Source organism: Pectobacterium actinidiae, from assembly GCF_000803315.1.
Classification (GTDB): Bacteria; Pseudomonadota; Gammaproteobacteria; order Enterobacterales; family Enterobacteriaceae; genus Pectobacterium; species Pectobacterium actinidiae.
In genome coordinates, this window is the sequence record NZ_JRMH01000001.1 from 3,366,866 (window position 1) to 3,391,269 (window position 24,404).

Sequence of the window (24,404 nt, forward strand, 5' to 3'; positions counted from 1 at the left end):
CGGCGGGCTAATCTACCCGCCGACGCTCGCGTTATCTCACCTGCTTGCGTAGCAGATAAACAAAGTAAGGCGCGCCGATAAACGTCGCCAGCAGACCTGCCGGGATCTGCGCCGGAAAGAGGATCATCCTACCAAACCAGTCAGCAGTCACCATCAGTGCGCCACCAATCAATGCCGAGCTGGCGATTTGCGGTAACACGCGGCTAAAGCCCAACATCCGCGCCATATGCGGTGCCATTAAGCCTACAAAGCTCATCGGCCCGACCATCAGGGTTGCCATCGCGGTCAGCACCGATGCCAGCAGCAACACCAGCAGACGGACTGGCGTGACAGCGACGCCAAGCGATCTGGCCGTCGTCGTCCCCAGCGGCAGAATACGCAACCAACGCTGGCACAGCGGGACAATCAGCAACAGCAGAACGGCGATCACCGCCGTGCGTATCGCGTCGGCAGGTTCGACCGCATAGGTTGAGCCCGACAGCCAGGTCAGCACGGTTCCCATACGCGGATCGCCACTGGCCAATAGCAAGGCAATCACAGTAGAGAAAGCCATACTCAGTGCGATCCCCGCCAACAGCATGCGTTGCGTAGAGAACCCGCCGCGTCCGGCGATAATCACCATGATCAGCAGCGTCAATGCCGCACCTGCACTACCCGCAGGAAGCAGCCATACGAATGCATTGCCGGGAATGAAGAACAGCAAGATAATCACGCCAAACGAGGCACCGGAGCTAATCCCCAGCACTTCAGGGCTGCCCATCGGGTTACCCGTCAGTTTCTGAATTAGCGTTCCCGCCACCGCCAGCATCACCCCGGCAGTTAACGCCGCCAGAACCCGAGGCCAGCGCCATGAGAGCAATTGCGCGAGTACATCTCCACCGCCCCATTGCCAACCTTCCGCATCTTTCCCCAACATCAGTGCCACGAACACCACCATTCCCAGCAGTAGGATACCAAGCGCCAGCCATTTTCCCCACAGGCGGCGTTCAGCCGTCGGCGTACTATTACTGTCGACCAATGCGGGTTGACTGCTATTACGCAGGCGCGGCAGCAGCCACAGTAGCAGCGGCGCGCCAATCAGCGCCGTTGCCGCGCCCGTTGGGACGTCTAGCCACACGCGGCTCAGCCAGATAACCCCCTGATCGGCGACGCCGAGCAACAGCGCCCCCAGCAGTGGCGCTAATAAAAGGCGGTGAAGCAAGCGCCGTGCACCCAGCATTTTCGCCAACAGCGGCGCAAACAGGCCGATAAAACCGATAATACCCGCCGCATTCACTAACTGAGCACACAGGAAAATCCCTAGCCCCAGCGCACTCAGACGCGCCAGCGACAACCCAAGCCCCAGATTACGCGCCACACCATCATCCAGCCCCAGCAGGGTTAACGGACGAATCAGAAGCAGCGCCAAACAGAAGCACACCAGAAGACGCGGGAAAACAAACTGCACATTACTCCAGTCCTGCTGGTTCAGCACACCGCTGCTCCACAGGAACAAGCCCTGAAGTTGCTCATGATGGAAAAGCACCAGCAACTGATTGACCGCACTACAGTAGAAACTGAGCACCAGCCCCGCCAGTATCAGCGTTACCGGCGATAAACGCTTACCCCAGGCGACGCCAAAGACCAGCGCACCGACCATGATCGCACCGATCATCGCAGCGACCTGTTGGATCCATTCTCCACCGGGCAGCGCCCAGAGCGTTACCACGGTGATTCCCAACTGCGCCCCTGTGGCAATCCCCAGCGTTGACGGCTCGGCCAGCGGATTACGCAAGACCTGTTGAAATAGCACGCCACACAGCCCCAGCCCCGCACCAATCAGCAGCGCCAGCACCATGCGCGGCAATAGGCTGTAGTGAAACAAAAGCTGCGGCACATTGTTCAAGGCGGGTTGCGTCAGCCCCTGAAACCATTGTGATATCGGCAATTGCTGCTGCAAGTTGTAGCTGCCCATTCCCAGAATCACGAATAACAGAAACCCGACTAAAATAACGGGAAGCACCAGCGGGTGCACAGCACGCTTGTACGCGGCAGACAGAGAATTAGGCATGCTTTCTTGCCTCCAATGCCTGATTCAATACGCGACAGAAGCGCATCGCCGAGAGCGTTCCACCATACAACCAGACGGCTGGCACACGTTGCAAACGCTGTTGACGCACAAACGGCATGGCCTGCCAAAGCGGATTATTTTCAAGCTGGTCAATCGTGGCGCTATCGCCGTGCTCGAAGCAAAGCACATTGGCATCCCCGATATCCGCCAGACGTTCAATGCCCACAATCGTACTGCCCCAGAAACTGGTTTCACCACGCCAGGCATTTTCTATCCCGATGTGATCCATCACCTCCTGAAACAGGCTGTTCTTGCCAATCACCAGTACATGGCGGCTGTCTATCAGCGTGATAAGTAGCAGAGGCCGTTCGGTATACGGTTGAAGCGTGATTCTCTCCTGCCGGAGAAACTGCTCCAGCTCCGTCAGGTGCCGTTCCCCAGCCTCTTTCAAATTTAACGCATCAGCCAGTTTCACGACCGAAGCCTGTGCCGATGTCAACGGTTTCCCCTGATCGCTGCTGAAGCCAAAACCCAGCATCGGCGAAATTTGGGACATTTTCGCAACCGACGGGCCATAGCCTTTAGAATAAAGAATCATGGACGGACGAATCTGCGTCAGCAATTCCAAATTGGGTTCGGTACGCAGCCCCACATCAATCACCGACTCAGGCAGCGCGGGCTCTTTCACCCACAGGTTGTAGTTATGTTTATCCGCAATCGCGAAGGGCGTGATGCCCAACGCCAGAAGCAGTTCAACCGGCAACCACTCCAGCGCCACAATACGCTTCAAATCGGGGAATGTGGCCGTCGCTCCCCGGCTCACCGCCGAGCAAACCAGCGGCGACAGCAGCAGCGCCGTCAGCAAACGACGGCGTAGCGGATCGGGAGGGCATGGAGAAGAAAAAAATTCAGGCATCATGAGCAGGAAAACCGAGTTAACAAACGAAGCTGACCGGCGCGCCACCCGCCGGATGAGGCAGAATGCCCATAGGAATGCCGTAGATGTTTTCCAGCACGTCCCCTTGCATCAGCGCGACAGGCTCACCCTGCGCAATCATGTTACCACCGCGCAACGCCACCAGATGATCGCAGTAGCGGGCAGCCATGTTGATATCATGCAACACTGCAATGACGGTGATGCCGCGCTCACGACTCATGCGCTGAATCAGCGCCAAAACCTCAACCTGATGCGCGATATCCAGTGCGGAGGTCGGTTCATCCAGCAGCAGGCAGCGGCTATCCTGTGCCACCGTCATCGCCAGCCAGGCGCGCTGCCGCTCACCGCCGGACAGGCTATCCACCAGACGGTTAGCAAACGGCTTTAATCCCACCAGCGTGATGGCTTCTTCGACCTTTTCCCGATCGGCACTACCGAAACGGCCCAGTGCGCCATGCCACGGGTAGCGCCCCACCGCAACCAACTCACGCACGGTCATCCCTTCGGCAGCGGGAAGCTGCTGCGGTAAATAGGCAACCTGACGGGCAAACAATTTGCTGTCCCAGCTTCCGGTCGCCTGTTCCCCCAGCAATGCAGTTCCGCTGCTGGCGGGCTGATGGCGACCCAGAATTTTCAGCAATGTCGACTTGCCCGAGCCATTGTGCCCGATCAGCCCACACACTTTCCCCACGGGAAACGTGATAGATAACGGATGTAGCAGCGTGCGCCCGGCGACGGAAAAGCTGACGTCGTCCAGTCTGAAGGTGATGTCAGGCAGTACAGTTTGATTTTGCATAGCGCTTTTGTTTTTTAATGTCACCGAAGGAAAGGGGTGAGCAGAATTCACTATTCCCGCAATCGTCAATCTAAAAGAGAACGATAATGATTACGATAAAGGCAGCATGATAGGCGCAACGGAATGCCAATCGCAAGACTTTTACCTGTCTGCGTTAGAGTGATGGAGCAGGAAAAACGGTATCAGGCAGGACGTGGGGATCGTCCCAAAATAGCAGGGGGCAACAAATGCCCCCAGATTAACTCAGCCTGTTGGTCACATTTTTATGCCACTGTGGAAGCGGTTTCGTGCGCGATAATACCGTCATTTTCATGCTACCTCGTAGCACGCGCCCGACATAGGGGGCTACGCCAGCCCCCTATGAACCCCTGCTTTTGGCGGAAATTATGCCGCTAAAGCGGTGCCTTCGTCGGTATCAGACTTAGAGGACCGCTTGCGACACGTTTACTCGCCCCATAAATGGGGCTCACCCTTCGGGCCAGCACAAGTGCTGTTCAAAAACGTCTTTGACGTTTTTGTCCGACGTGGCGCAAGCTTTCGCCGCGTCCATGCGGCTCATCCTAAGCCTGCTATCTCCTCAGCATAATTTTTTACGCCGGGTAACGGCAAAACCCGCTATACCCCTGTCTTTGTCTATAAGAGACAATAGATTAACCGGGGTAGTGATAAGCATTTATTGACCAAACATTTCTTTGATCCAGTCAGCGACGCCTTCGCCGTTTTGCTGCTCCTGCTGCGCGGAAGGCTGCGGCTGGCTAGCCTGGCACAGTGCCTGCGGGTTATCCGTCCAGACAGGCAATACACGCCCAGCGCTGCTGCCGTTGCAGACAAAGTTACCGCTGGTATCCACCGTCATGGTCGTAATGCCTTCCGGCGGCGTCAGCATCAATGGCAGCGGCGTTTGGTTCTCCAGATAGCGACGATAAATCGTCAGCGCACCGTTCGCCCCAGTCAGTTTGGCCGGGCCGTTGTTATCGCGCCCTACCCAGCTAATCGCCACTTCTTTACCGTCGATCCCGGCAAACCAGCTGTCACGCAGGTCGTTAGTCGTACCGGTTTTCGCTGCCAGATGATAATTCGGGAATTTCACCGCCAGCGAACGCGACGTACCACGCTCGACAACCTGTTGCATACCATATAGCGTCAGATAGGCTGCCTGCGCCGGAACCGCGCGTTCTGCCTGCGGGAAGCTCTGATACAGCACCGTGCCATCTTCCGCAATCACCGAACGCAGAGAGGACAACGGCGCGCGATTGCCGCCGCTGGCGATCGTCTGGTACTCCTGCGCGACTTCCATCGGCGTCAGACTGATCGCCCCCAGCAGCATCGCCGGTACAGGCTGGATCACATTTTCGGGGATCCCTAAACGCTTCAACGTTTCCGTGATCTGATTCAGCCCCACAGCCATCCCCAGATTGACGGTCGGCACGTTCAATGAGTTCGCCAACGCATCAACCAGCATAACGCGGCCACGGAACTCGCGATCGTAGTTCTTCGGCTGCCACAATTGCCCGTTAGACTGTTTGATAGACAGCGGCTCATCCGCCAGCAGGGTATTCAGACGGTAGGTGTCCGGCTGGCTCAGCGCCGTCAGGTAAGTCGGCGGCTTCGCCAACGACCCAACGGGACGACGTGCCTGTAACGCACGGTTAAACCCGGCGTACTGCGTTTGAGAACCACCGACCATCGCACGAACTTCGCCGCTGAAGCGATCGACAATCACCATCGCCGCTTCCAGATCGCTGACGTTACGGCCTGCGCGCAGTGCCGGAACCCCGACTTCCACCGCTTTTTCCGCCGCATCCTGCGAGACTGGATCGAGCGTGGTAAAGATCTTCACGCCGGAAAGATCGTTAACCTTGTCGCCAAGCCGCTGTTGCAGTTCCTGACGCACCATCTGCATAAACGCAGGTTGAGGACTGATTACGCCGCCTTTTGGCTGTACGCCTAACGGACGCGCACTCAGCATGTTGTACAGGTCAGCATCGATAACCTGCTGATTCTGTAACAAACGCAGCACCAGATTGCGTCGCTCTAACGTAATCTGTGGGTTACGCCACGGGTTATACAGCGATGCCCCTTTCACCATGCCCACCAGCAGCGCCTGCTGATCGAGGCTCAGTTCATTCACCGGACGACCAAAGTAATACAGGCTGGCAAGCGGGAAACCGCGGATCTGATCGTTACCACTCTGACCGAGATACACTTCATTCAGATACAGCTCAAGGATACGATCCTTGCTGTAGCGATAATCCATGATCAGCGCCATATAGGCTTCGTTAGCTTTACGCCACAGCGAACGTTCGTTAGTTAGGAATAGGTTCTTAACCAACTGCTGTGTGAGCGTACTGCCGCCCTGTACCGCGCGCCCCGCCGTGATATTCGCTAAGAACGCACGGCCAATGGAATACAGGCTGATACCATCGTGTTCATAAAAATGACGGTCTTCGGTCGCGACCAGCGTATCAACCAGCAGATCGGGGAAGCCGGTACGCGGCACGAACAAACGCTGTTCGCCATTCGGCGACTGCATCATGGTGATCAGTTTCGGATCGAGACGGAAAAAGCCAAAATTACGCTGGTTGTCCAGATTCTGGATCTTTGACAGGCGATCGTTGGCAAACGTCAGGCGCGCCTGAATCTGTCCTTCTTTTCCATCAGGGAAGTCAAACGGACGGCGCAGCATATCGATGCTGTTGCCACGCACGCTGAATTCACCTGGGCGGGTAATACGGCTCACCTGACGATATTGCATGCCTTCCAGCAGACTGATCATCTCTTTCTGGCTATAGGCCATGCCCGGCTCAAGGTTGACCATGCGGCCATAGACAGCGGCAGGCAACTGCCAGACTTTGCCTTCAATACGGCTACGGATCTGGCTGTCGAGGTACACGCCATAGATCGCCATCGCCACAGCAAAGATCAGGAACAGCTTGATCGCCAGCCCCAGCCAGCGGCGTCTTCTTTGCGATTTACGCGTCATGGTGTCATCGCCGTCGTCATAATCATCGTCGTCATAGTCGTCCTGATAATCGTCATAATCTTCATCATCATAGTCGTCATCCCTGCGACGTCGTATGGCCTGCTTGCGTTCAGGCTTACGTTTTGGCGCTTTCCCTTTGCGTCCGATAGGTTCGCGGTCATCCCGAGACATTACAATAACTTCTCCATCAGGTTGTTCACGGCTATCTGCTCTGCGCTCAAGCCGCCTACTCTGTTTCCAGCCCCTTTTTTGGGAAAGCGGAAACGTCTGAAATTAGTGATTCTGATATTTCTTGGTGCGTCTCGTCGGCGCCGTATTCGCCGGGTCGTCCGGCCAGACATGCTTGGGGTAACGCCCCTTCATCTCTTTTTGCACATCGCGGTACGTACCTTGCCAAAATGCCGCTAAATCTCGCGTAATCTGTAGTGGACGCTGTGCGGGTGACAAAAGTTCCAATACCAACGCCACACGCCCTTCCGCCAGCAGCGGACTCTGCTGCTCACCGAACATTTCCTGCATCCGCACCGACAGCACCGGAGGCTTATCGTCATAATAGGCGATAGGCAAGCGACTGCCGCCGGGAGCCGTGTAGTGCGTGGGCAGTGCGCTATCCAGCCGCTGGCGCAGCGACCAGTCCAGCAACCGCAGCAGCGCATCGCTCAAATTAATCTGGTGCAGCGCACGTAAATCACGCACGCCGGCAAGTGACGGCAATAACCAACTATCCAGCGTTGCCAGCAGCGTGTCATCATCCACTCGTGGCCACTCAACCTCAGGCAACCACTGGTGCGCGCACTGTAGCCGGGCGCGTAACTGCAACGCCGCAGCATCCCAGTTTAACGCATCAATCCCCTGCTCCCGAATCCAGGATAACATCGCCTGCTGTAGTGCCTCATCGGAAGGCTTGTTCAGCGGGCGCGTTCGCAGAGTCAGACAACCTATCTGGTCGCGCTGGCTGGCGCGCAGAGTACCCTTTTCTTCGTCCCAGTGCACCACGTTACGTTCATTTATTAATCCGGGTAGCCGCCGTTCCAGCCGTTCAATATCCAACGGCAACGTCAGCAGGATCCGCGCATCTGCGCTTTGCTTGTTTTGCACTAATCGATCGTTCTGTAGCAACGCCGGGGTCAGCAGCCACTCCGTACCTGACAGCGCCTCATCAGGCGACATCATCGCGCCGCTGCCGTTAGCAAGCTGGTAGCGCCCATCCTGACTACGTCGTCGGGCGATGCGGTCAGGAAATGCCAGTGCCAGCAGCCAGTCGGCTTCGTCGCCGTTAATACGTCCCGAGGTCGTCGATAAACGGCGCGTCAGTTGCTTTGCCCGCCGCAGCCAGTGCGGCAATGGGCGATGCAACCAGTCAGCCAGATTGATCGACCCGCCACGTGGCGGCTCTTCGAGTATCGCCGCCAGACATCCGGCTGTGGCCAACGCGTCTGAACTTTGCTGTGATGCGGCATACAGCATCGTCGCCAGGCGGGCATCGCAGCCTAACGCGGCGATCTTCCGCCCCTCGATAGTTAACCGATCCTGCTCATCAGTAATACCAAGCTGGCGCAGCAGTTGACGTGCAGCATAAAGCGCCGGGGCTGGAGGCGTATCCAGCCAGGTTAACTGCGCCACATCAGTACAGCCCCAGAGTAATAAATCCAGCCAGATGCTGCTTAAATCGCTATTCAGTATCTCGGCTTCGCTTTGCGCCGCCGCGCGCTCTGCTTGTTCACGCGAGCACAGATGCCAGCATATGCCGGGGCTTAAACGTCCGGCTCGTCCGGCGCGCTGCACCATCGACGCCTGACTGATTCGCTGCGTCACCAACCGCGTGACACCGCTTTTCACATCAAAACTGGCTACGCGCTCAAGGCCACTGTCCACCACCAGCCGGATGCCTTCAATCGTCAGGCTGGTTTCGGCAATATTGGTGGCTAACACCACCTTACGACGACCCGATTCCGCAGGCAAAATCGCCTTTTGCTGCTCCGCCAGCGTCAATGCACCATATAAAGGACAAAGATCTGTCTCGCTCGACACGCTATTTTCCAGCAGCGCCTGCACACGGCGAATCTCCGCGACGCCGGGCAAAAACAGCAGCAGCGAACCGGCCTCTTCACTGAGTAAACGCCGCACCTGTCGCGCTACGCCCTCTTCTAAACGCTCCTGATTGTTCAACGGCGCATAACACCGCTCAACCGGATAGCTACGGCCTTCGGAAACCACGCAGACGGCATCCGGCAACAGCGTCGCCAGCCGCGCATTGTCGAGCGTTGCGGACATAATCAACAACTTTAAGTCGTCACGCAGCCCTTGTTGCACATCAAGCAACAGCGCCAATGCCAAATCGGCCTGCACGCTGCGCTCGTGAAATTCATCAAGGATGATTAGTGCCACGCCTTGCAGTTCCGCATCCTGTTGCAGCAAACGGGTCAGCATGCCTTCGGTGACAACTTCCAGCTTCGTTGCATCACTCACACAGCTTTCCGACCGCATGCGATAGCCTATGGTTTGCCCCGGCTCTTCACCCAACTGCTGTGCTAGCCGCCAGGCCACGCTCTTCGCCGCCAGACGGCGTGGCTCCAGCATGATAATGCGCCCCTTCAATTGACCCTGTTGCAACAATTGCAGCGGTAGCCAGGTTGATTTCCCCGCCCCTGTTGGCGCATTGAACAGCACCTGAGGCGCGTTATGTAGCGCCGTTATCACATCATCCAGCACGGCGCTGACGGGCGGTAAAATCACAGGCATCTCCGTATAAGGTTAACTTTCAGCGGCGAGCATTGTAGCATCTGGATGAATGTAGCATCTGATGGAATCAGAACAGAGAGATCGCCATGTCAGCCACCCGCCGCCTGTTTTTTGCCTTATCATTGCCGGAAACCACACAGCAAGAAATTATCCGCTGGCGTGCCGAACACTTCCCTCTGGAGGTTGGTCGTCCGGTCGCCGCCGCGAATCTTCATCTGACACTGGCGTTTTTGGGCGATGTCAGCGAGCAAAAAGCGCAGGTCTTACAGACATTAGCGGGCCGCATCCGTCAACCCACGTTTTCCCTTACGCTGAATGACGCTGGACACTGGCCGCGTCCCGGCGTGGTCTGGCTGGGCTGCCGTCGTGCACCGCGCGGGCTGTTACAGTTGGCGGAACTGCTGCGCTCCCAGGCCGCGCGCAACGGCTGCTATCAAACGGCCTTGCCGTTTCATCCGCACATTACGCTATTACGTGGCGCAACTCGCCCCGTTGCCATTCCCCCCGCAACCTTTAGCTGGCAGATCGACATGACGCACTTTTCGCTTTACGAGTCACTTTTCGACAACGGCAAAACCCGCTATCAACAGTTGGAAAGCTGGTCATTTATTAAATAAGTCATCGAGTGGATAAACAAAAAACAGGATACGAATGAACTATACCCCACGCTTACAACCCGCCCGGTTGATTAAACGCTACAAACGCTTTTTGGCCGATGTTTTGACCCCAGAAGGCGAGACGCTCACGCTGCACTGCGCCAATACCGGTGCAATGACGGGCTGTGCCACACCTGGCGATACCGTCTGGTACTCCACATCAGATAACCCTAAACGTAAGTATGCCCAGAGCTGGGAACTGACTGAAACGCAACAACATCACTGGATTTGTGTCAATACTCTGCGTGCCAACACATTATTGTACGAAGCCTTGTTAGAGAATCGCATAGAAGAGCTGGCAGGCTACCCGGACGTAAAAACGGAAGTGAAATACGGTACGGAAAATAGCCGAGTCGACCTGCTTTTACAGGCGCCGGACAGGATTGACTGCTATATTGAGGTGAAATCTGTCACATTATTGCAACATGAATGTGGTTACTTTCCCGATGCGGTTACCCTCAGAGGGCAAAAGCATCTGCGTGAGCTGCAACAAATGGTTGCCAATGGAAAACGTGCTGTCCTTTTTTTCGCCGTGCTCCATTCAGGCATTCAGCAGGTTTCTCCCGCCCGGCATATTGATTCACGCTATGCGGAATTATTTATCGAAGCACAGCAGGCAGGGGTTGAAATTTTATGTTACGGCTCCACATTATGCCCTGATGGTATTAAATTGACACACAAGCTACCGTTATTGGCATGACGTACAAGCATTGCATAACACGCCAAACGCATCATAAAAGGCGTAACACATTGTTTATTATTTAATGTATGTAGGTTGTTCCTCACACTTTATCAGGCCGGTGTCAGGAAGCATTGCCAACCCCATCTCCATCTGCTATTTATAGCGGCCTGTTTTTTCCCCCCGTTGGGGCCGATATACCCAGATAGCTGAAGTTATGGCCAACAACGCCGCAACTTCACTGCATAAAAGGGTATTATGCGTGTCGTGTTATGTAGGAGAAGCAACATGCAAGAAGGGCAAAACCGTAAGACATCTTCTCTGAGCATTCTCGCAATTGCCGGAGTAGAGCCGTACCAGGAGAAGCCGGGCGAAGAATATATGAACGACGCTCAGTTGGCTCATTTCAAGCGTATTCTTGAAGCATGGCGCAACCAACTCATGGATGAAGTGGACCGAACTGTATCGCACATGCGCGATGAAGCCGCAAACTTCCCCGACCCCGTGGATCGTGCTGCGCAGGAAGAAGAGTTCAGTCTCGAACTGCGTAACCGCGATCGTGAGCGCAAGCTGATCAAGAAAATCGCCAAAACCCTGGTGAAAATAGAAGAAGAGGATTTCGGATTCTGCGAATCCTGTGGCGTCGAGATTGGCATCCGCCGTCTGGAGGCTCGTCCGACCGCCGATCTGTGTATCGACTGCAAAACACTGGCAGAGATACGCGAAAAGCAAATGGCGGGATAATCTTCCTGCTCAGAATTGGCTCCTGCCCGTCGCAGGAGCCGACTCCAGGCACGCTACCGCTGATGAACCATGATGTTCATCACTCTATCTTCTGTCTGGATAACACGCTGACGAGATAGCACCCACCTCTTATGTCTGGAACAACTGGTTTCACCAAAACGCATCATTACGTCGGGCGTTTTGCTCCCTCTCCCTCTGGTGACCTGCATTTTGGTTCACTGATCGCCGCACTGGGTAGTTATCTTCAGGCTCGTTCTCAACAAGGGCGCTGGCTGGTACGCATTGAAGACATCGATCCGCCCCGAGAAATTCCCGGCGCCGCCTCCCGTATCCTTGCACAATTAGAACATTACGGCCTGCACTGGGACGGCGAGGTGATTTACCAGTCACAACGGCATGCGCGTTACCGTGAGATTCTTCAACTGCTACAACAGCAGGGAATGAGCTATTACTGCACCTGCACGCGTAGCCGTATTCAGCAGCTAGGTGGGCACTATGACGGCTATTGCCGGACGCGTAACCTGCCTCCCGATAACGCCGCACTACGCCTGCGTCAGACAACGCCGGTATTTCATTTTCACGATAAATTGCGTGGCGAGCTGCATGCTGACAGGGCACTCGCGCAGGAAGATTTCATTATCCACCGTCGCGACGGGCTGTTTGCCTATAATCTGGCCGTCGTGATCGACGATAACGATCAGGAGATTACGGAGATCGTGCGCGGTGCCGATCTTATCGAGCCGACGGTGCGGCAAATTTCGCTCTATCAGCAGTTGGGCTACGCGATCCCTACCTATGTTCATCTGCCGTTGGTGCTGAATACCGAGGGAAATAAGCTTTCCAAGCAGAATCATGCACCGGCGCTGCCGAATAGCGATCCGCGCCCCGTGCTGCTGGCTGCACTGCAATTCTTGAACCAACCGCTGCCGGAGAACGGTCAGGATATGACACTTTCCACCCTTCTGGCGTGGTCTGTCGCGCACTGGTCCCTTGATGTTGTGCCGTTACAGGAGGCAATAAACCCGTCCGCGATCACATCGGCATTCTCAAAGGGGCATTGGTGAGCTATGATTAGCCGCTATTTTTCGTGGCGCGCCATCCTTAGCCGCCCCTTTGGGGGGCGACGCCAATGCTGTGCTGTTGATTTATCCATCACTATCGAGGTGTATTATCTTTTCCCGAGTTGCTAATTTTTGTCGTAAGGTACTGAATCGTGAGAACGAAATGGTCGAATCAGAGGAACCGCGCCAGCATCTGACGGTGATTCCTCGTGACCAACATACTATTTCACGCAGCGATATCAGCGATAACGCGCTGAAAGTACTTTATCGCCTGAACAAAGCGGGCTACGAGGCTTATTTGGTTGGCGGCGGCGTACGCGACCTGCTGCTGGGCAAAAAGCCGAAAGATTTTGATATCACCACTAACGCCACACCCGATCAGGTGCGCAAGTTATTCCGCAACTGTCGTTTGGTCGGGCGTCGTTTCCGTCTCGCCCATATCATGTTCGGGCCAGAGGTGATTGAAGTTGCCACGTTCCGTGGTCACCACGAACAGCATCAGGAACAGCAAGAAGTCAAAAACTCCTCTCAGCAGGCTCAAAGCGGCATGCTGTTACGCGACAATATTTTCGGTTCCGTTGAAGAAGATGCCCAGCGCCGCGATTTCTCGATCAATAGTCTCTATTACAGCATTTCTGATTTCAGCGTACGTGACTATACCAATGGCCTGAACGATCTGCGTCAAGGCATCATCCGTATGATTGGCGATCCTGAAACGCGCTACCGTGAAGACCCGGTGCGTATGCTGCGCGCCGTCCGTTTCGCCGCTAAGCTGAACATGACGGTCAGCCCGGAAACCGCTGAGCCGATTCCTCGTCTGGCCTCATTGCTGCACGATATTCCTGCGGCGCGCATGTTTGAAGAGTCGCTGAAGCTGCTTCAGTCAGGCTATGGCTACCCAACCTATAAAATGCTGTGTGAATACCAGCTGTTCCAGCCACTTTTCCCGCTGCTGAGCCGCTACTTCACACCAAACGGCGATTCCACGCTGGAGCGCATGGTTGCACAGGTACTGAAAAATACCGATCGGCGTCTGCAAAATGACATGCGGGTCAATCCAGCGTTTTTGTTTTCCGCCATGCTGTGGTATCCGCTGGTTGAACACGCACAAAAACTGGCTCAGGAAAGCGGACTGGCTTATTTCGATGCCTTCTCGCTAGCGATGAACGATGTACTGGATGAACAGTGTCGTTCTCTGGCGATCCCTAAACGCATTACCTCTTTAGTTCGTGATATCTGGCAATTGCAAACGCGGCTGTCTCGCCGTCAGGGTAAACGCGCTTATAAGCTGATGGAACATCCTAAATTCCGCGCCGCGTATGACCTGCTTTGCCTGCGTGCCGAAATCGAAAACCATCAGGAGCTGCTGCGTTTGGCTCAATGGTGGGGTGAATTCCAGGTTGCTACGCCGCCGCGTCAGCAAAACATGCTGAAATCGCTGGATGACGGCCCGACGCCGCATCGTCGTTCCCGCCCTCGTCGACCGCGTAAACCGACAACGACACGTAGAGATCCGGCCTGATGACGCGCGTGTATCTGGCGCTGGGCAGCAATCTTGCCCAGCCTTTGCAACAGGTACGCGCAGCATTGTCTGCGCTAGATGCGATCCCACATACGCGCGTCGTTTGCTGCTCCTCGTTTTATCGTAGCCGTCCACTTGGCCCGCAGGATCAGCCGGACTACCTCAACGCCGTTGTTGAACTGGAAACCGCATTAGCGGCCGAATCGCTGCTGGATCACACTCAGGCCATCGAGCTGGAACAAGGTCGCGAACGCAAGGAACATCGCTGGGGTCCACGCACGTTGGATCTGGACATTCTGCTGTTCGGCAATGCCGTCATCCAGACTGAACGTCTGACCGTGCCACATTACGACATGAAGAATCGTGAATTCATGCTCTACCCGCTCGCAGAAATCGCCCCTGAATTGGTATTCCCCGACGGCGAAACACTTGCCCAGCGCTTAACCCACGTCGACCGCAACGGTCTGGCCTTATGGGATGACGAGAAACCAACCGCAACATTCAACCACGAATAACTCCCCCATCAGCAACTTGAAGCGCAACGGGTATATCGCTACACGTCGGCTTACATTAGAATGTCCCCCTCAATTCTTCGCCCTATTGACATAGGAAGACCGTCATGAAACCGACGACTATCTCCCACTTGCGCCAATGGAAACAAGAGCAGCGAAAATTCGCTACGATTACCGCTTACGACGCCAGTTTCTCCCGTTTGTTTTTTGAACAAGGCATCCGCGTAATGCTGGTGGGTGACTCGCTAGGAATGACCGTGCAAGGCCACGATTCCACCTTGCCCGTGACCACAAACGATATCGTTTACCACACGCAGTGTGTCCGCCGTGGCGCACCGCTGGCTTTGGTTCTCTCCGATATGCCTTTTATGACCTATGCCACGCCGGAACAAACATTCAGTCAGGCCGCAGAGCTGATGCGTGCCGGTGCGAATATGGTGAAGCTGGAAGGTGGAAGCTGGCTTGCCCCGACGGTAAAAATGTTGACCGAACGCGCAGTGCCGGTATGTGGTCATCTGGGTCTAACGCCGCAGTCGGTTAACATCTTCGGCGGCTATAAAATTCAGGGCCGGAGCGAAAGCGATGCCAATCAACTATTGGCCGATGCCCTTGCGCTTGAAGAAGCAGGTGCACAGTTGCTTGTGCTGGAATGCGTCCCTGTTGCGCTGGCCAAACGTGTGACGGACGCGCTGTCGATCCCCGTGATCGGGATTGGCGCAGGCAACGTGACTGATGGGCAGATTCTGGTCATGCATGATGCTTTCGGCATTACCGGCGACAACACGCCTAAGTTTGCCAAGAATTTTCTGGCACAAAGCGGCGACATCCGTGCGGCAGTGCGTTTGTATGCACAAGAAGTCGAACAAGGTATCTACCCGGCCGAAGAACATTCATTTCATTAAAAACGAGCATTCCGTTAATCGGGCTTATACCCTAAATAATTCGAGTTTCAGGACAAAACGCTAGCGTTTTGAACAGCGCTTGCGCTGACCCCGAAGGGGTGAGGCCATAAGGCCGAATAACGCGGCAAAAGAAAGAGTCCCGATGAGCTTACTTGAGTAAGTGATTCGGGTGACTGACAAATCTGCCACAGGCAGATTTGAACGCTGCTTGCAGCGGCTCCTACGGGGCGAGATCCACGCAAGTGGGCCGAGTATCGTAGCCAACGCACATGCAGCTTGAAGTATGACGGGTATATTTTTAGGAGTACGAGTGTGTTAATAATCGAAACCCCTCTGCTGCTGCGCCGCGAGGTTCGCCGCTGGCGTCAGGAAGGGAAACGCATTGCTTTGGTTCCCACCATGGGTAACTTGCATGACGGGCACATGACGCTGGTCGATGAAGCCAGAGCGCGTGCCGATATTGTTATTGTCAGCGTTTTTGTCAATCCTATGCAGTTTGAACGGCCAGATGATTTAGCCCGCTACCCCCGGACGTTGCAGGAAGACTGCGAGAAATTGAATCGTCGCGGTGCCGATCTGGTTTTCGCACCGAGCCCGGATGTGATATACCCAAATGGACTAGAGTCGCAAACGTTTGTCGATGTACCCGGTCTGTCTTCCCTGTTGGAAGGTGCCAGCCGTCCCGGTCATTTCCGTGGCGTTGCGACCATCGTCAGCAAGTTGTTCAATCTGGTACAGCCGGATGTAGCCTGCTTTGGTGAGAAAGATTACCAGCAGCTAGCGCTGATTCGGCAGCTTGTCCGCGATATGGGCTATGACATTGATATTATTGGCGTCCCTATCGTGCGTGCAAAAGATGGGTTGGCATTGAGTTCACGTAATGGCTATCTCAGTGCGGAAGAACGCCAATTGGCACCAAAACTTTATCAGGTGATGATGAATCTGTCGGCACAGCTGGACAACGGCTCTCGCCAGATAGACACCTTGTTGGAACAGGCGGCAGATAACCTGCGCGATGCAGGCTTTACGCCTGATGAACTGTTTATTCGCGATGCGGATACGTTGCAACCGCTGAGCGCGGCTAGCACACGAGCCGTGATTTTGATGGCTGCCTGGTTAGGCAAGGCCAGATTGATTGATAACCACCAGGTCGATTTGACTGTATGAACCGAGGTAACGAAGCGATGATACGTACCATGCTGCAAGGCAAGCTGCACCGGGTCAAAGTGACTCAGGCTGACTTGCATTATGAAGGCTCTTGCGCCATCGATCAGGATTTTATGGATGCTGCTGGCATTCTGGAATATGAAGCGATTGATATCTACAACGTTGATAACGGTCAGCGTTTCTCTACCTACGCGATTGCGGGCGAAAGGGGTTCACGCATTATCTCCGTGAACGGTGCCGCTGCTCGCCTTGCCTGCGTCGGCGACAAACTGATTATCTGTTCCTACGTGCAAATGTCCGACGAGCAGGCCAGAAGCCACAGCCCGAAAGTGGCCTATTTCTCTGGCGATAACGAGCTACAGCGTCAGGCAAAAGCGATTCCGGTTCAGGTCGCCTGATCGCTTTAGATAAGCAAAAGGCGGTGTTACCACCGCCTTTTCATTGTCAGCCTTAAACCACCTCCTCGGGAGGTGGTGATTGTCCCTGTGAGGCTATAGCCTGAAGGAAGCCCATGCCAGAAAATTCCAGCTTACTCACCACAAGTAAGAAGGAAATCACTGACATGAGCAGTTATAGAAGTTCAGCACATGTGTTTTGGCGTTGCAAATACCACTTGGTTTGGACCCCAAAATATCGCTACAAGATTTTAACGGGCACAGTAGGGAAAGAGCTTTACCGTTCGATTTACATACTTTGCAATATGAAAGATTGCGAGATATTGGAACTAAATGTTCAACCAGACCATGTTCATCTTGTCGTGATGGTTCCACCGAAACTCTCAATTTCAACGCTAATGGGCGTCCTGAAAGGGCGCACGGCAATTCGTCTCTACAATAAATTCCCGCATATAAGAAAGAAACTGTGGGGCAATCACTTTTGGGCTAGAGGATACTTTGCGGACACGGTGGGAGTGAACGAAGAAATTATCAGACGTTACGTGAGGCATCAGGATAAGAAAGACCAAGAATACGAACAGCAAATGGAGTTATTGCAGGATTAAAACGGACAAGGCCCCCTTCTAGGGGGCCCCACTTAAAGCCACCTCTTCAAGAGGTGGATTTTACTTACAAACTATGTCCGCAGCCCGCGTCCGCGTTCAATCAGCCACCAGACCAGCAGATAAAACACCACGATAAAGGCAATCAGCACAGACATCGTGAACAGCAGCGGCACGTCCTGAATCCCGAGGAAGCCGTAACGGAAACCGCTGATCATGTACACCACCGGGTTCAGCTTGGAAACGGCCTGCCAGAACGGTGGCAGCAGCGTCAGTGAGTAAAACACCCCGCCCAGATAGGTCAGCGGCGTTAACACAAACGTCGGAATCAGGCTGATATCATCAAAGGTTTTCGCAAAAACCGCGTTCAATAAGCCCGCCAGCGAAAACAGCGTCGCCGTCAGCAAGAGCGTCAGAACGATGATCCACCAGGCATGAACATGCAGCGGGACGAAGAACAGCGACACCGCCGTCACCAGAACCCCCACGCACAGGCCACGCGCGATACCGCCGCCAATGTAACCCGCAATAATCACGTGAGTCGGCACTGGCGCAACCAACAGTTCTTCAATATTGCGTTGAAACTTGGCGCTGAAAAAGGAAGAAGCCACGTTGGCATAGGCGTTGGTAATCACCGCCATCATGATCAAGCCGGGCACGATAAACTGCATGTAGGTAAAACCATGCATTTCCCCAATACGCGAACCGATCAGGTTGCCGAAAATAATGAAATACAGCGTCATGGTGATCACTGGCGGCACCAGCGTCTGAATCCAGATACGCCCAAATCGGGTGACTTCTTTCACCCAGATACTCTGCAACGCCACCCAATATAAATGCATCACACCTTTTCTCCCTTACCGTTCACCCCGTCCCCATTAACCAACGTGACAAATAGCTCTTCCAACCGGTTCGCTTTATTACGCATACTTAATATCGTTATGCCCTGCGAGCTTAGCTGGCTGAATAACGCATTCAAACCTTGCTCGCGCATCACATCGACTTCCAGCGTTGACGTATCCATCAGGCGGTACGTATAGCCTTCAAGCTGTGGCAGTGGGCTCTTCGCCGCCAGATCGAAAATAAACGTTTCGGACTTCAACTGAGCAAGCAACTGCTTCATCGAGGTGTTTTCCACCAGCTCTCCCCGCTGGATGATCCCGATGTTGCGGCACAGCATTTCCGCCTCTTCCAGATAATGCGTCGTCAGGATAATGGTGGTGCCCTGCGCATTCAGCTCCTTCAAAAAGCCCCACATGGAACGACGTAATTCGATATCCACGCCCGCAGTTGGTTCATCAAGAATCAGCAACTTAGGCTCATGCATTAATGCACGCGCAATCATCAAGCGACGCTTCATCCCCCCCGACAACATCATCGCCTTTTCGCTGCGTTTCTCCCACAAATCCAGCTGTTTCAGGTATTTTTCGGCACGCTGCAACGCGTCCTGACGTTTCACGCCATAATAGCCGGCCTGATTAACCACAATCTGTAATACCGTTTCGAAGGGATTGAAGTTAAATTCCTGCGGGACTAAACCCAGCTGGCGTTTCGCATTCACTTTGTCCAGCTCAAGGTCATAGCCGAAGACACGAACTTTGCCAGCGGTTTTATTCACCAACGAACTGATAATCCCAATCGTAGTGGATTTTCCCGCGCCATTCGGCCCCAGTAGCGCATAGAAATCCCCCGCTTCCACGTTCAGGTCGATCCCCCGTAACGCCTTGACGCCTCCCGGATAGGTTTTGGTTAATTGCGCCAGTTCCAGTGCATATGTCATAAGAAATGGATTGCCTTATAATCAGTGGGTTCTACAGATTCAAAGTTATGATGGAGATAAACTATCGTTTTTCAAACGAGGCATGTTGCCTTATATTACTCCTCACTGCCCCTTGTTTGTTACAGGTCATTTACTTTCATGAAAGAAATTGAAACGCTCATCGCGAATAACCAGCTCTGGTCTAATACGATGGTGGAAGAGGATCCTGGCTATTTTGAACGTCTGGCGCAGGCACAACGTCCCCGTTTTCTATGGATTGGATGCTCGGACAGTCGCGTACCTGCGGAAAGTCTGACCAGCCTTGAGCCTGGTGAACTGTTTGTTCACCGCAATGTCGCCAATCTGGTTATTCACACCGACCTCAATTGCCTGTCTGTCGTGCAATATGCCGTCGAAGTTCTCGAAGTCGAACACATCATTATCTGCGGCCACTACGGCTGTGGCGGTGTTCAGGCGGCGGTGGAAAACCCGGAATTGGGTTTGATTAACAACTGGCTGCTGCATATCCGCGATTTGTGGTACAAGCATAGTTCGCTGCTGGGGGAATTGCCTCCCGAACAGCGGCTGAATACGCTCTGTGAAATCAACGTTGTCGAGCAGGTTTATAACCTCGGCCATTCCACTATCATGCAGTCCGCCTGGAAGCGTGGGCAGAAAGTCACCATCCACGGTTGGGTGTACGGTATTCAGGATGGCCGTCTGCGCGATCTGGAAGTGACCGCGACCAACCGGGAGACGCTGGAACAGCGTTATCGCCGCGCGATTTCCTCCCTGCCTTGATACGCTGTCTGACGCCCACTCGCTGGGCGTCGCTCACGGTATCGGCCTTATCTTGTACGCTATTCCTGTGGAACAACCTTGCCGACGTAAGGTAAATGGCGATAGTGCTGGGCATAGTCGATGCCATAACCCACGACGAATTCGTCAGGGATCGAGAACCCAACCCACTCGACTTTCACCGCCACTTCACGGCGCTCTGGTTTGTCCAGCAACGTACAGATAGCCAGCGATTTTGGCGCACGCAGTTGCAGAATTTCCCGCACTTTGCTCAGCGTATTGCCGGAGTCGATAATATCTTCCACGATCAACACATCTTTGCCGCGAATATCTTCATCCAGATCTTTCAGGATCTTAACATCGCGCGTACTGTTCATACCGCTGCCATAGCTGGATGCCGTCATGAAATCCACTTCGTGAGGGACATCAATCGCTCGGCATAAATCGGCCATAAAGATAAACGATCCGCGCAATAACCCCACCAGCACCATATCGCTGCCGCTATCACGGTAGTGTTCGCTGATCTGTTGCCCCAGTTCGGTAACCCGCGCCATCACTTCCTGCTCAGAAATCATGACTTCCACGGTATGTTTCATCATACTGATAACTCTTTGAAGTAAGGTATTCAGCACCATCGGAAAATGAAAGATTCATTATCGATAATGCACCAATGCTGACGTTTGAATCAGCCAGAGCAATGCCCAAGCGCGCGAAGTATACCAGAAACCACACCATGAAGGAGACACCATGAGTAGACCACCAGTGGATGTTTGCTACAAAGTGAATGCCCCACTTTCCAGTCAGCAGTTCATTGAGCTGTTGGCGAAAACTTCATTGGGGCCACGCCGCCCGCTGGATGATGAGACGGCAATTGCAGGTATGCTTAAGCACGCCAACCTGCTGGTTTCCGCCTGGCAAGGGGAGACGCTGGTGGGTATTGCGCGCAGCGTGACGGATTTTCATTTTTGCTGTTATCTGTCCGATCTGGCGGTATCAGAGGACTGTCAGCATGCGGGTATAGGTAAGAAGCTAATTCAACAAACCGCTCAGCAGCTTGAAAAGGGCTGCAAAATCATTTTGCTGGCCGCGCCGCTGGCGGTGGATTACTACCCGAAATTGGGGTTTGAAAAGCACAATAGCACCTGGATCATGCCTGCGTCAGATCTTCACGCAACGGCATAATCATTTCGTTTCAGGGTCGTTAGCCGGATGGTTGACGACCGGCAAAGCAGGATACAAGACCGGCGGATCCGTCTTAATACTTAAACGCACCTGTTGCCCCGGTTCAAACCAGTTGCCGGTCTGCACCAACAGCATCAGTTCCCCCAGCTTTACCCGATATAAGTTTGATGTACCCATGAATAGCCTATCTTCGATCGACGCAGGACCATCGGGATCGAGCGCCAGCGCGATGTCTGCCGGGCGCACCATCCAGTCGCACGGCGAATCGATCGGCTGATTGAGCGGATGTGTCGCATGATGATCGCCCAATGGGCTTTGCCACTGATGGTCGCTCATGATTTTCACGGGCAAATAGTTTGTATTCCCCATAAAATCAGCGACAAAGCGGCTATTCGGCCGATGGTACAGCTCGGATGGATAGCCCTGCTGCATAATTTTCCCCTCATCCAACAGAATCAGATGATCGGCGCAGGCAAAAGCTTCCTCTCGGCTATGCGTGGCAAAAACCGCCGCAACATGGCGCTGTTTGAGAATCTGCCGTAATTCGGTGATCAAGCGGTAGCGGGTCTGGCTGTCCAGACCAGAGAATGGTTCATCCAGCAGCAGCAGTTTCGGTTCACAGGCTAGCGCGCGGGCAATCGCCAGACGCTGCTGCTGTTCATCCGATAACGCGTGTGGATAACGCGCGGCGACATCCTCCAGTTGCAAGAGAGCCAGCATCTCCGCACAGATTGGCTTCACCTCGCTTTCCGGGCGACCATATAAACCAAACGCAATATTGCCTTCCACGGTCAAGTGCGGAAAGAGCGCGTAATCCTGAAAAATCAGCCCAACCTGTCGCAGCTCAGGCAGGACGTACTCTTGCGATGAACTGACAGGCTCCCCCGCCAGCAAGATTTTGCCCTGAGTAATCGACAGCAGGCCAGCGATCGCCTGCAGTAGCACCGTTTTACCGCAGCCGTTCCTGCCCAGTAGGCAAATCGTCTCATCATCACGCACGGAAAATGAGATGTTCTCCAGCACGGGAGACTGCTGGAGCGTACAACTTACGGCCTGAACACTCAGAACATCTATCGACGCGGCCATGTCATTATCCTTTTATATTCAATGCGCGATTCAACCAGAAAACCGGTATCAGCCCCACAGCGACTAACACTAGCGCTGGAAAAGCGAATGACGCAATCTGCTCACTCGCCGTAAAGCGAAAAACATACGTTGCCAACGTATCAACGCCAAAAGGACGCAGCACCAGCGAAACATTCAGCTCTTTCATGCTTTCCGTGAAAATCAGCAGCGCCCCGATGAACAAGCTGCGGCGCAGCAGCGGAATATGCACGCGTGACCAGCGGCTGAGGGGGGAAGCGCCCAGTACGAGACTCGCGCTGTCCAGCGAGCGTGGAATCGCGTCCATACTGCGCTCAAGACTGTCCAGCATCAGACGTCCAAATTTAACGCTATAGGCGAGGATGAGAATAAACAGCGATCCCGCCAGCAAGGCATCAGCGGTAGGTAACCTCGCCGCACTGGCAAACAGATTAATCCCGCGGTCCACCAGCGACAGCAAGGTAAACAGCCCGACAGCCAGTATCGCGCCAGGCAAGGCAAAACTCAGGCTGACCAACCGAACCGGCGCTTGATTGGCAAACACGCCAGCCGTGCGTGTATAGAAGATAAACGACAGCGCCATTAGCGTAATAATGGCTGTTGCGATGGTGGACGCCATTAGGCTATTCATCACTGCATGCAGGAAGCCCATATCCCATACCGACAGCATGTGTCGGAAAGCCAGGAATATCAGAGACAACAGCGGGAACAGGAATGACAGACAAACGATCCCCCAGCAGTAACCGCGAACCACCCTGCTGCGCCACCCGCTCAACACCGGTGGAACCACCAAGGAAGCATTCGACTGAGCTTGATATATTTTCTGCTTCCGACGCCAGAAATTAACCAGAAACATCAAGAGAAAGATCGGGGGCAAAATCAACACACCAAGACGTGCTGCCGCACCGAGATCGCCCTGCTTCTGCCAAATATCCAACACCTGTGTTGTCATGGTTGGAGTATCAAGATAAGACGCCGCGCCATAATCGCCCAATGTTTCGACCACCACTAGCGCACCACCGCAGGCAATCGCAGGCCAGGCAATAGGCAAACATAAGCGGCGGAATACCTGAGCGCGCGTCTGATTCAGTAAACGCGCCGAATGGATAAGGCTGGCAGGTTGCCTCACCAGCGCTTCGCGCACCAGCAGGTAAATATAGGGATAGAGCACCAATGCCAACACCAGACTTATGCAGCCCAACGAAACGACTAGCCCAGCAACGTGAGATTCTCCCCACAATGGTGCTATCTGCCACCCGCCTTCCTGCAACAATTGGGATAGATGCCGCAATACATCAGTATAAAGATAGGCGAGCAGGAACGCGGGCATCGCGAGCGGCAGGCAAAGCGCCCATTGCAGCACGCGATGACCGGGAAAACGGTACATGGCGATAAACCAAGCGGAAGGCAATCCAAACAGGAGGCTGAAGAAAAGCGTACCCACCACAATGACCGCTGAATGTATCAGGTAGGTGGGTAACCCAATTTGCCATAGTTGGGTAAATCCCATCCCATCGGCAAAAAAAGCCTGATAAAAAACCGTTGCTAAAGGAAGCAGCAACAGTCCCGCCAACAACCAACTACTGACGCGCCAGACACCGGAGATCATAGAATAAAAACTGTATTAGATGAGATCGCTGTTATTAATAACAGAGGCTGACGTCGGCGTCATCGTATCAAACAGCGATAAATGGGCTTTAATCCTGCGATTAACTCAAGGTGATTTTCATCACCGATGAGTAATAAAATAAAAAACAACTATTTCAATGAATTACGATTCTCGGTTTCCCCTCTTTTCAACCATCATTTTTTA

At 54.0% G+C, this 24,404-nt stretch carries 22 protein-coding genes; 12 read left to right on the plus strand and 10 right to left on the minus strand.

Features of this window, described 5'->3' with window-relative positions; genetic code table 11:
* Window positions 1-31: 31 nt before the first annotated feature.
* The 5 genes from fhuB to hrpB form a co-directional block, all read right to left on the minus strand.
* A complete protein-coding gene (gene fhuB / locus KKH3_RS14455; RefSeq protein ID WP_052201347.1) occupies window positions 32-2,050 on the minus strand; it encodes a Fe(3+)-hydroxamate ABC transporter permease FhuB in 2,019 nt (672 codons plus the stop codon).
* A complete protein-coding gene (fhuD, locus tag KKH3_RS14460) occupies window positions 2,043-2,969 on the minus strand; it encodes a Fe(3+)-hydroxamate ABC transporter substrate-binding protein FhuD (protein ID WP_039360857.1) in 927 nt (308 codons plus the stop codon). Before fhuD ends, fhuB begins: the two co-directional genes overlap by 8 nt.
* Before the next feature lie 16 nt (window positions 2,970-2,985).
* Window positions 2,986-3,783, minus strand: coding sequence for a Fe3+-hydroxamate ABC transporter ATP-binding protein FhuC (gene fhuC, locus KKH3_RS14465; protein ID WP_039360858.1), 798 nt, complete (start codon window positions 3,781-3,783; stop codon window positions 2,986-2,988).
* A 673-nt stretch (window positions 3,784-4,456) separates the two neighbouring features.
* On the minus strand, window positions 4,457-6,937 hold the full coding sequence (gene mrcB, locus KKH3_RS14470) for a bifunctional glycosyl transferase/transpeptidase (protein WP_039360867.1): 2,481 nt from the start codon (window positions 6,935-6,937) through the stop codon (window positions 4,457-4,459).
* 102 nt (window positions 6,938-7,039) lie between these two features.
* Window positions 7,040-9,502, minus strand: coding sequence for an ATP-dependent helicase HrpB (gene hrpB, locus KKH3_RS14475; protein ID WP_039362475.1), 2,463 nt, complete (start codon window positions 9,500-9,502; stop codon window positions 7,040-7,042).
* Window positions 9,503-9,594: 92 nt separating this feature from the next.
* Between hrpB and thpR the strand changes: the two genes are divergently transcribed.
* From thpR to tnpA, 10 genes are all read left to right on the plus strand, one after another.
* A complete protein-coding gene (gene thpR / locus KKH3_RS14480; protein ID WP_039360871.1) occupies window positions 9,595-10,125 on the plus strand; it encodes an RNA 2',3'-cyclic phosphodiesterase in 531 nt (176 codons plus the stop codon).
* A gap of 34 nt (window positions 10,126-10,159) precedes the next feature.
* A complete protein-coding gene (sfsA, locus tag KKH3_RS14485) occupies window positions 10,160-10,864 on the plus strand; it encodes a DNA/RNA nuclease SfsA (protein WP_039360874.1) in 705 nt (234 codons plus the stop codon).
* Between the two features lie 267 nt (window positions 10,865-11,131).
* Complete coding sequence (gene dksA, locus KKH3_RS14490) at window positions 11,132-11,587, plus strand: RNA polymerase-binding protein DksA (protein WP_010280759.1); 456 nt, start codon at window positions 11,132-11,134, stop codon at window positions 11,585-11,587.
* 131 nt (window positions 11,588-11,718) lie between these two features.
* A complete protein-coding gene (gene gluQRS, locus KKH3_RS14495) occupies window positions 11,719-12,651 on the plus strand; it encodes a tRNA glutamyl-Q(34) synthetase GluQRS (protein ID WP_039360876.1) in 933 nt (310 codons plus the stop codon).
* 106 nt (window positions 12,652-12,757) lie between these two features.
* The gene (pcnB, locus tag KKH3_RS14500; RefSeq protein ID WP_205939285.1) at window positions 12,758-14,170 is read left to right on the plus strand and encodes a polynucleotide adenylyltransferase PcnB; all 1,413 of its coding nucleotides are present in this window, start codon (window positions 12,758-12,760) and stop codon (window positions 14,168-14,170) included.
* A complete protein-coding gene (gene folK, locus KKH3_RS14505) occupies window positions 14,170-14,685 on the plus strand; it encodes a 2-amino-4-hydroxy-6-hydroxymethyldihydropteridine diphosphokinase (protein WP_039360883.1) in 516 nt (171 codons plus the stop codon). The genes pcnB and folK overlap by 1 nt, the downstream gene beginning before the upstream one ends.
* 104 nt (window positions 14,686-14,789) lie before the next feature.
* Window positions 14,790-15,584: a 3-methyl-2-oxobutanoate hydroxymethyltransferase gene (panB, locus tag KKH3_RS14510; RefSeq protein WP_039360885.1), complete on the plus strand. Its 795-nt coding sequence runs from the start codon at window positions 14,790-14,792 to the stop codon at window positions 15,582-15,584.
* A gap of 312 nt (window positions 15,585-15,896) precedes the next feature.
* A complete protein-coding gene (gene panC / locus KKH3_RS14515; protein WP_039360889.1) occupies window positions 15,897-16,751 on the plus strand; it encodes a pantoate--beta-alanine ligase in 855 nt (284 codons plus the stop codon).
* Between the two features lie 17 nt (window positions 16,752-16,768).
* Window positions 16,769-17,149, plus strand: a complete 381-nt coding sequence (panD, locus tag KKH3_RS14520; protein ID WP_014916285.1) for an aspartate 1-decarboxylase — start codon at window positions 16,769-16,771, stop codon at window positions 17,147-17,149.
* A 164-nt stretch (window positions 17,150-17,313) separates the two neighbouring features.
* A complete protein-coding gene (tnpA, locus tag KKH3_RS14525) occupies window positions 17,314-17,751 on the plus strand; it encodes an IS200/IS605 family transposase (protein WP_039281630.1) in 438 nt (145 codons plus the stop codon).
* 71 nt (window positions 17,752-17,822) lie between these two features.
* Here the strand turns inward: tnpA and KKH3_RS14530 are convergent, their stop codons facing one another.
* Entirely contained in the window at window positions 17,823-18,593 is a 771-nt protein-coding gene (locus tag KKH3_RS14530; RefSeq protein WP_039360891.1) for an ABC transporter permease, read from the minus strand.
* Window positions 18,590-19,528, minus strand: coding sequence for an ABC transporter ATP-binding protein (locus KKH3_RS14535; protein WP_039360893.1), 939 nt, complete (start codon window positions 19,526-19,528; stop codon window positions 18,590-18,592). Before KKH3_RS14535 ends, KKH3_RS14530 begins: the two co-directional genes overlap by 4 nt.
* Before the next feature lie 138 nt (window positions 19,529-19,666).
* On the opposite strand from KKH3_RS14535, the gene can reads away from it, so the two are divergent.
* Window positions 19,667-20,308: a carbonate dehydratase gene (gene can / locus KKH3_RS14540; RefSeq protein ID WP_039360896.1), complete on the plus strand. Its 642-nt coding sequence runs from the start codon at window positions 19,667-19,669 to the stop codon at window positions 20,306-20,308.
* A gap of 59 nt (window positions 20,309-20,367) precedes the next feature.
* Here the strand turns inward: can and hpt are convergent, their stop codons facing one another.
* Complete coding sequence (gene hpt, locus KKH3_RS14545) at window positions 20,368-20,901, minus strand: hypoxanthine phosphoribosyltransferase (protein WP_029369092.1); 534 nt, start codon at window positions 20,899-20,901, stop codon at window positions 20,368-20,370.
* Window positions 20,902-21,052: 151 nt separating this feature from the next.
* On the opposite strand from hpt, the gene KKH3_RS14550 reads away from it, so the two are divergent.
* Complete coding sequence (locus KKH3_RS14550) at window positions 21,053-21,487, plus strand: GNAT family N-acetyltransferase (protein WP_039360898.1); 435 nt, start codon at window positions 21,053-21,055, stop codon at window positions 21,485-21,487.
* On the opposite strand, the gene KKH3_RS14555 is transcribed toward KKH3_RS14550, so the two are convergent.
* Both KKH3_RS14555 and KKH3_RS14560 read right to left on the minus strand, forming a co-directional pair.
* Window positions 21,488-22,573, minus strand: coding sequence for an ABC transporter ATP-binding protein (locus tag KKH3_RS14555; RefSeq protein ID WP_039360901.1), 1,086 nt, complete (start codon window positions 22,571-22,573; stop codon window positions 21,488-21,490).
* Between the two features lie 4 nt (window positions 22,574-22,577).
* On the minus strand, window positions 22,578-24,200 hold the full coding sequence (locus KKH3_RS14560) for an ABC transporter permease (RefSeq protein WP_039360903.1): 1,623 nt from the start codon (window positions 24,198-24,200) through the stop codon (window positions 22,578-22,580).
* Window positions 24,201-24,404: the final 204 nt, after the last annotated feature.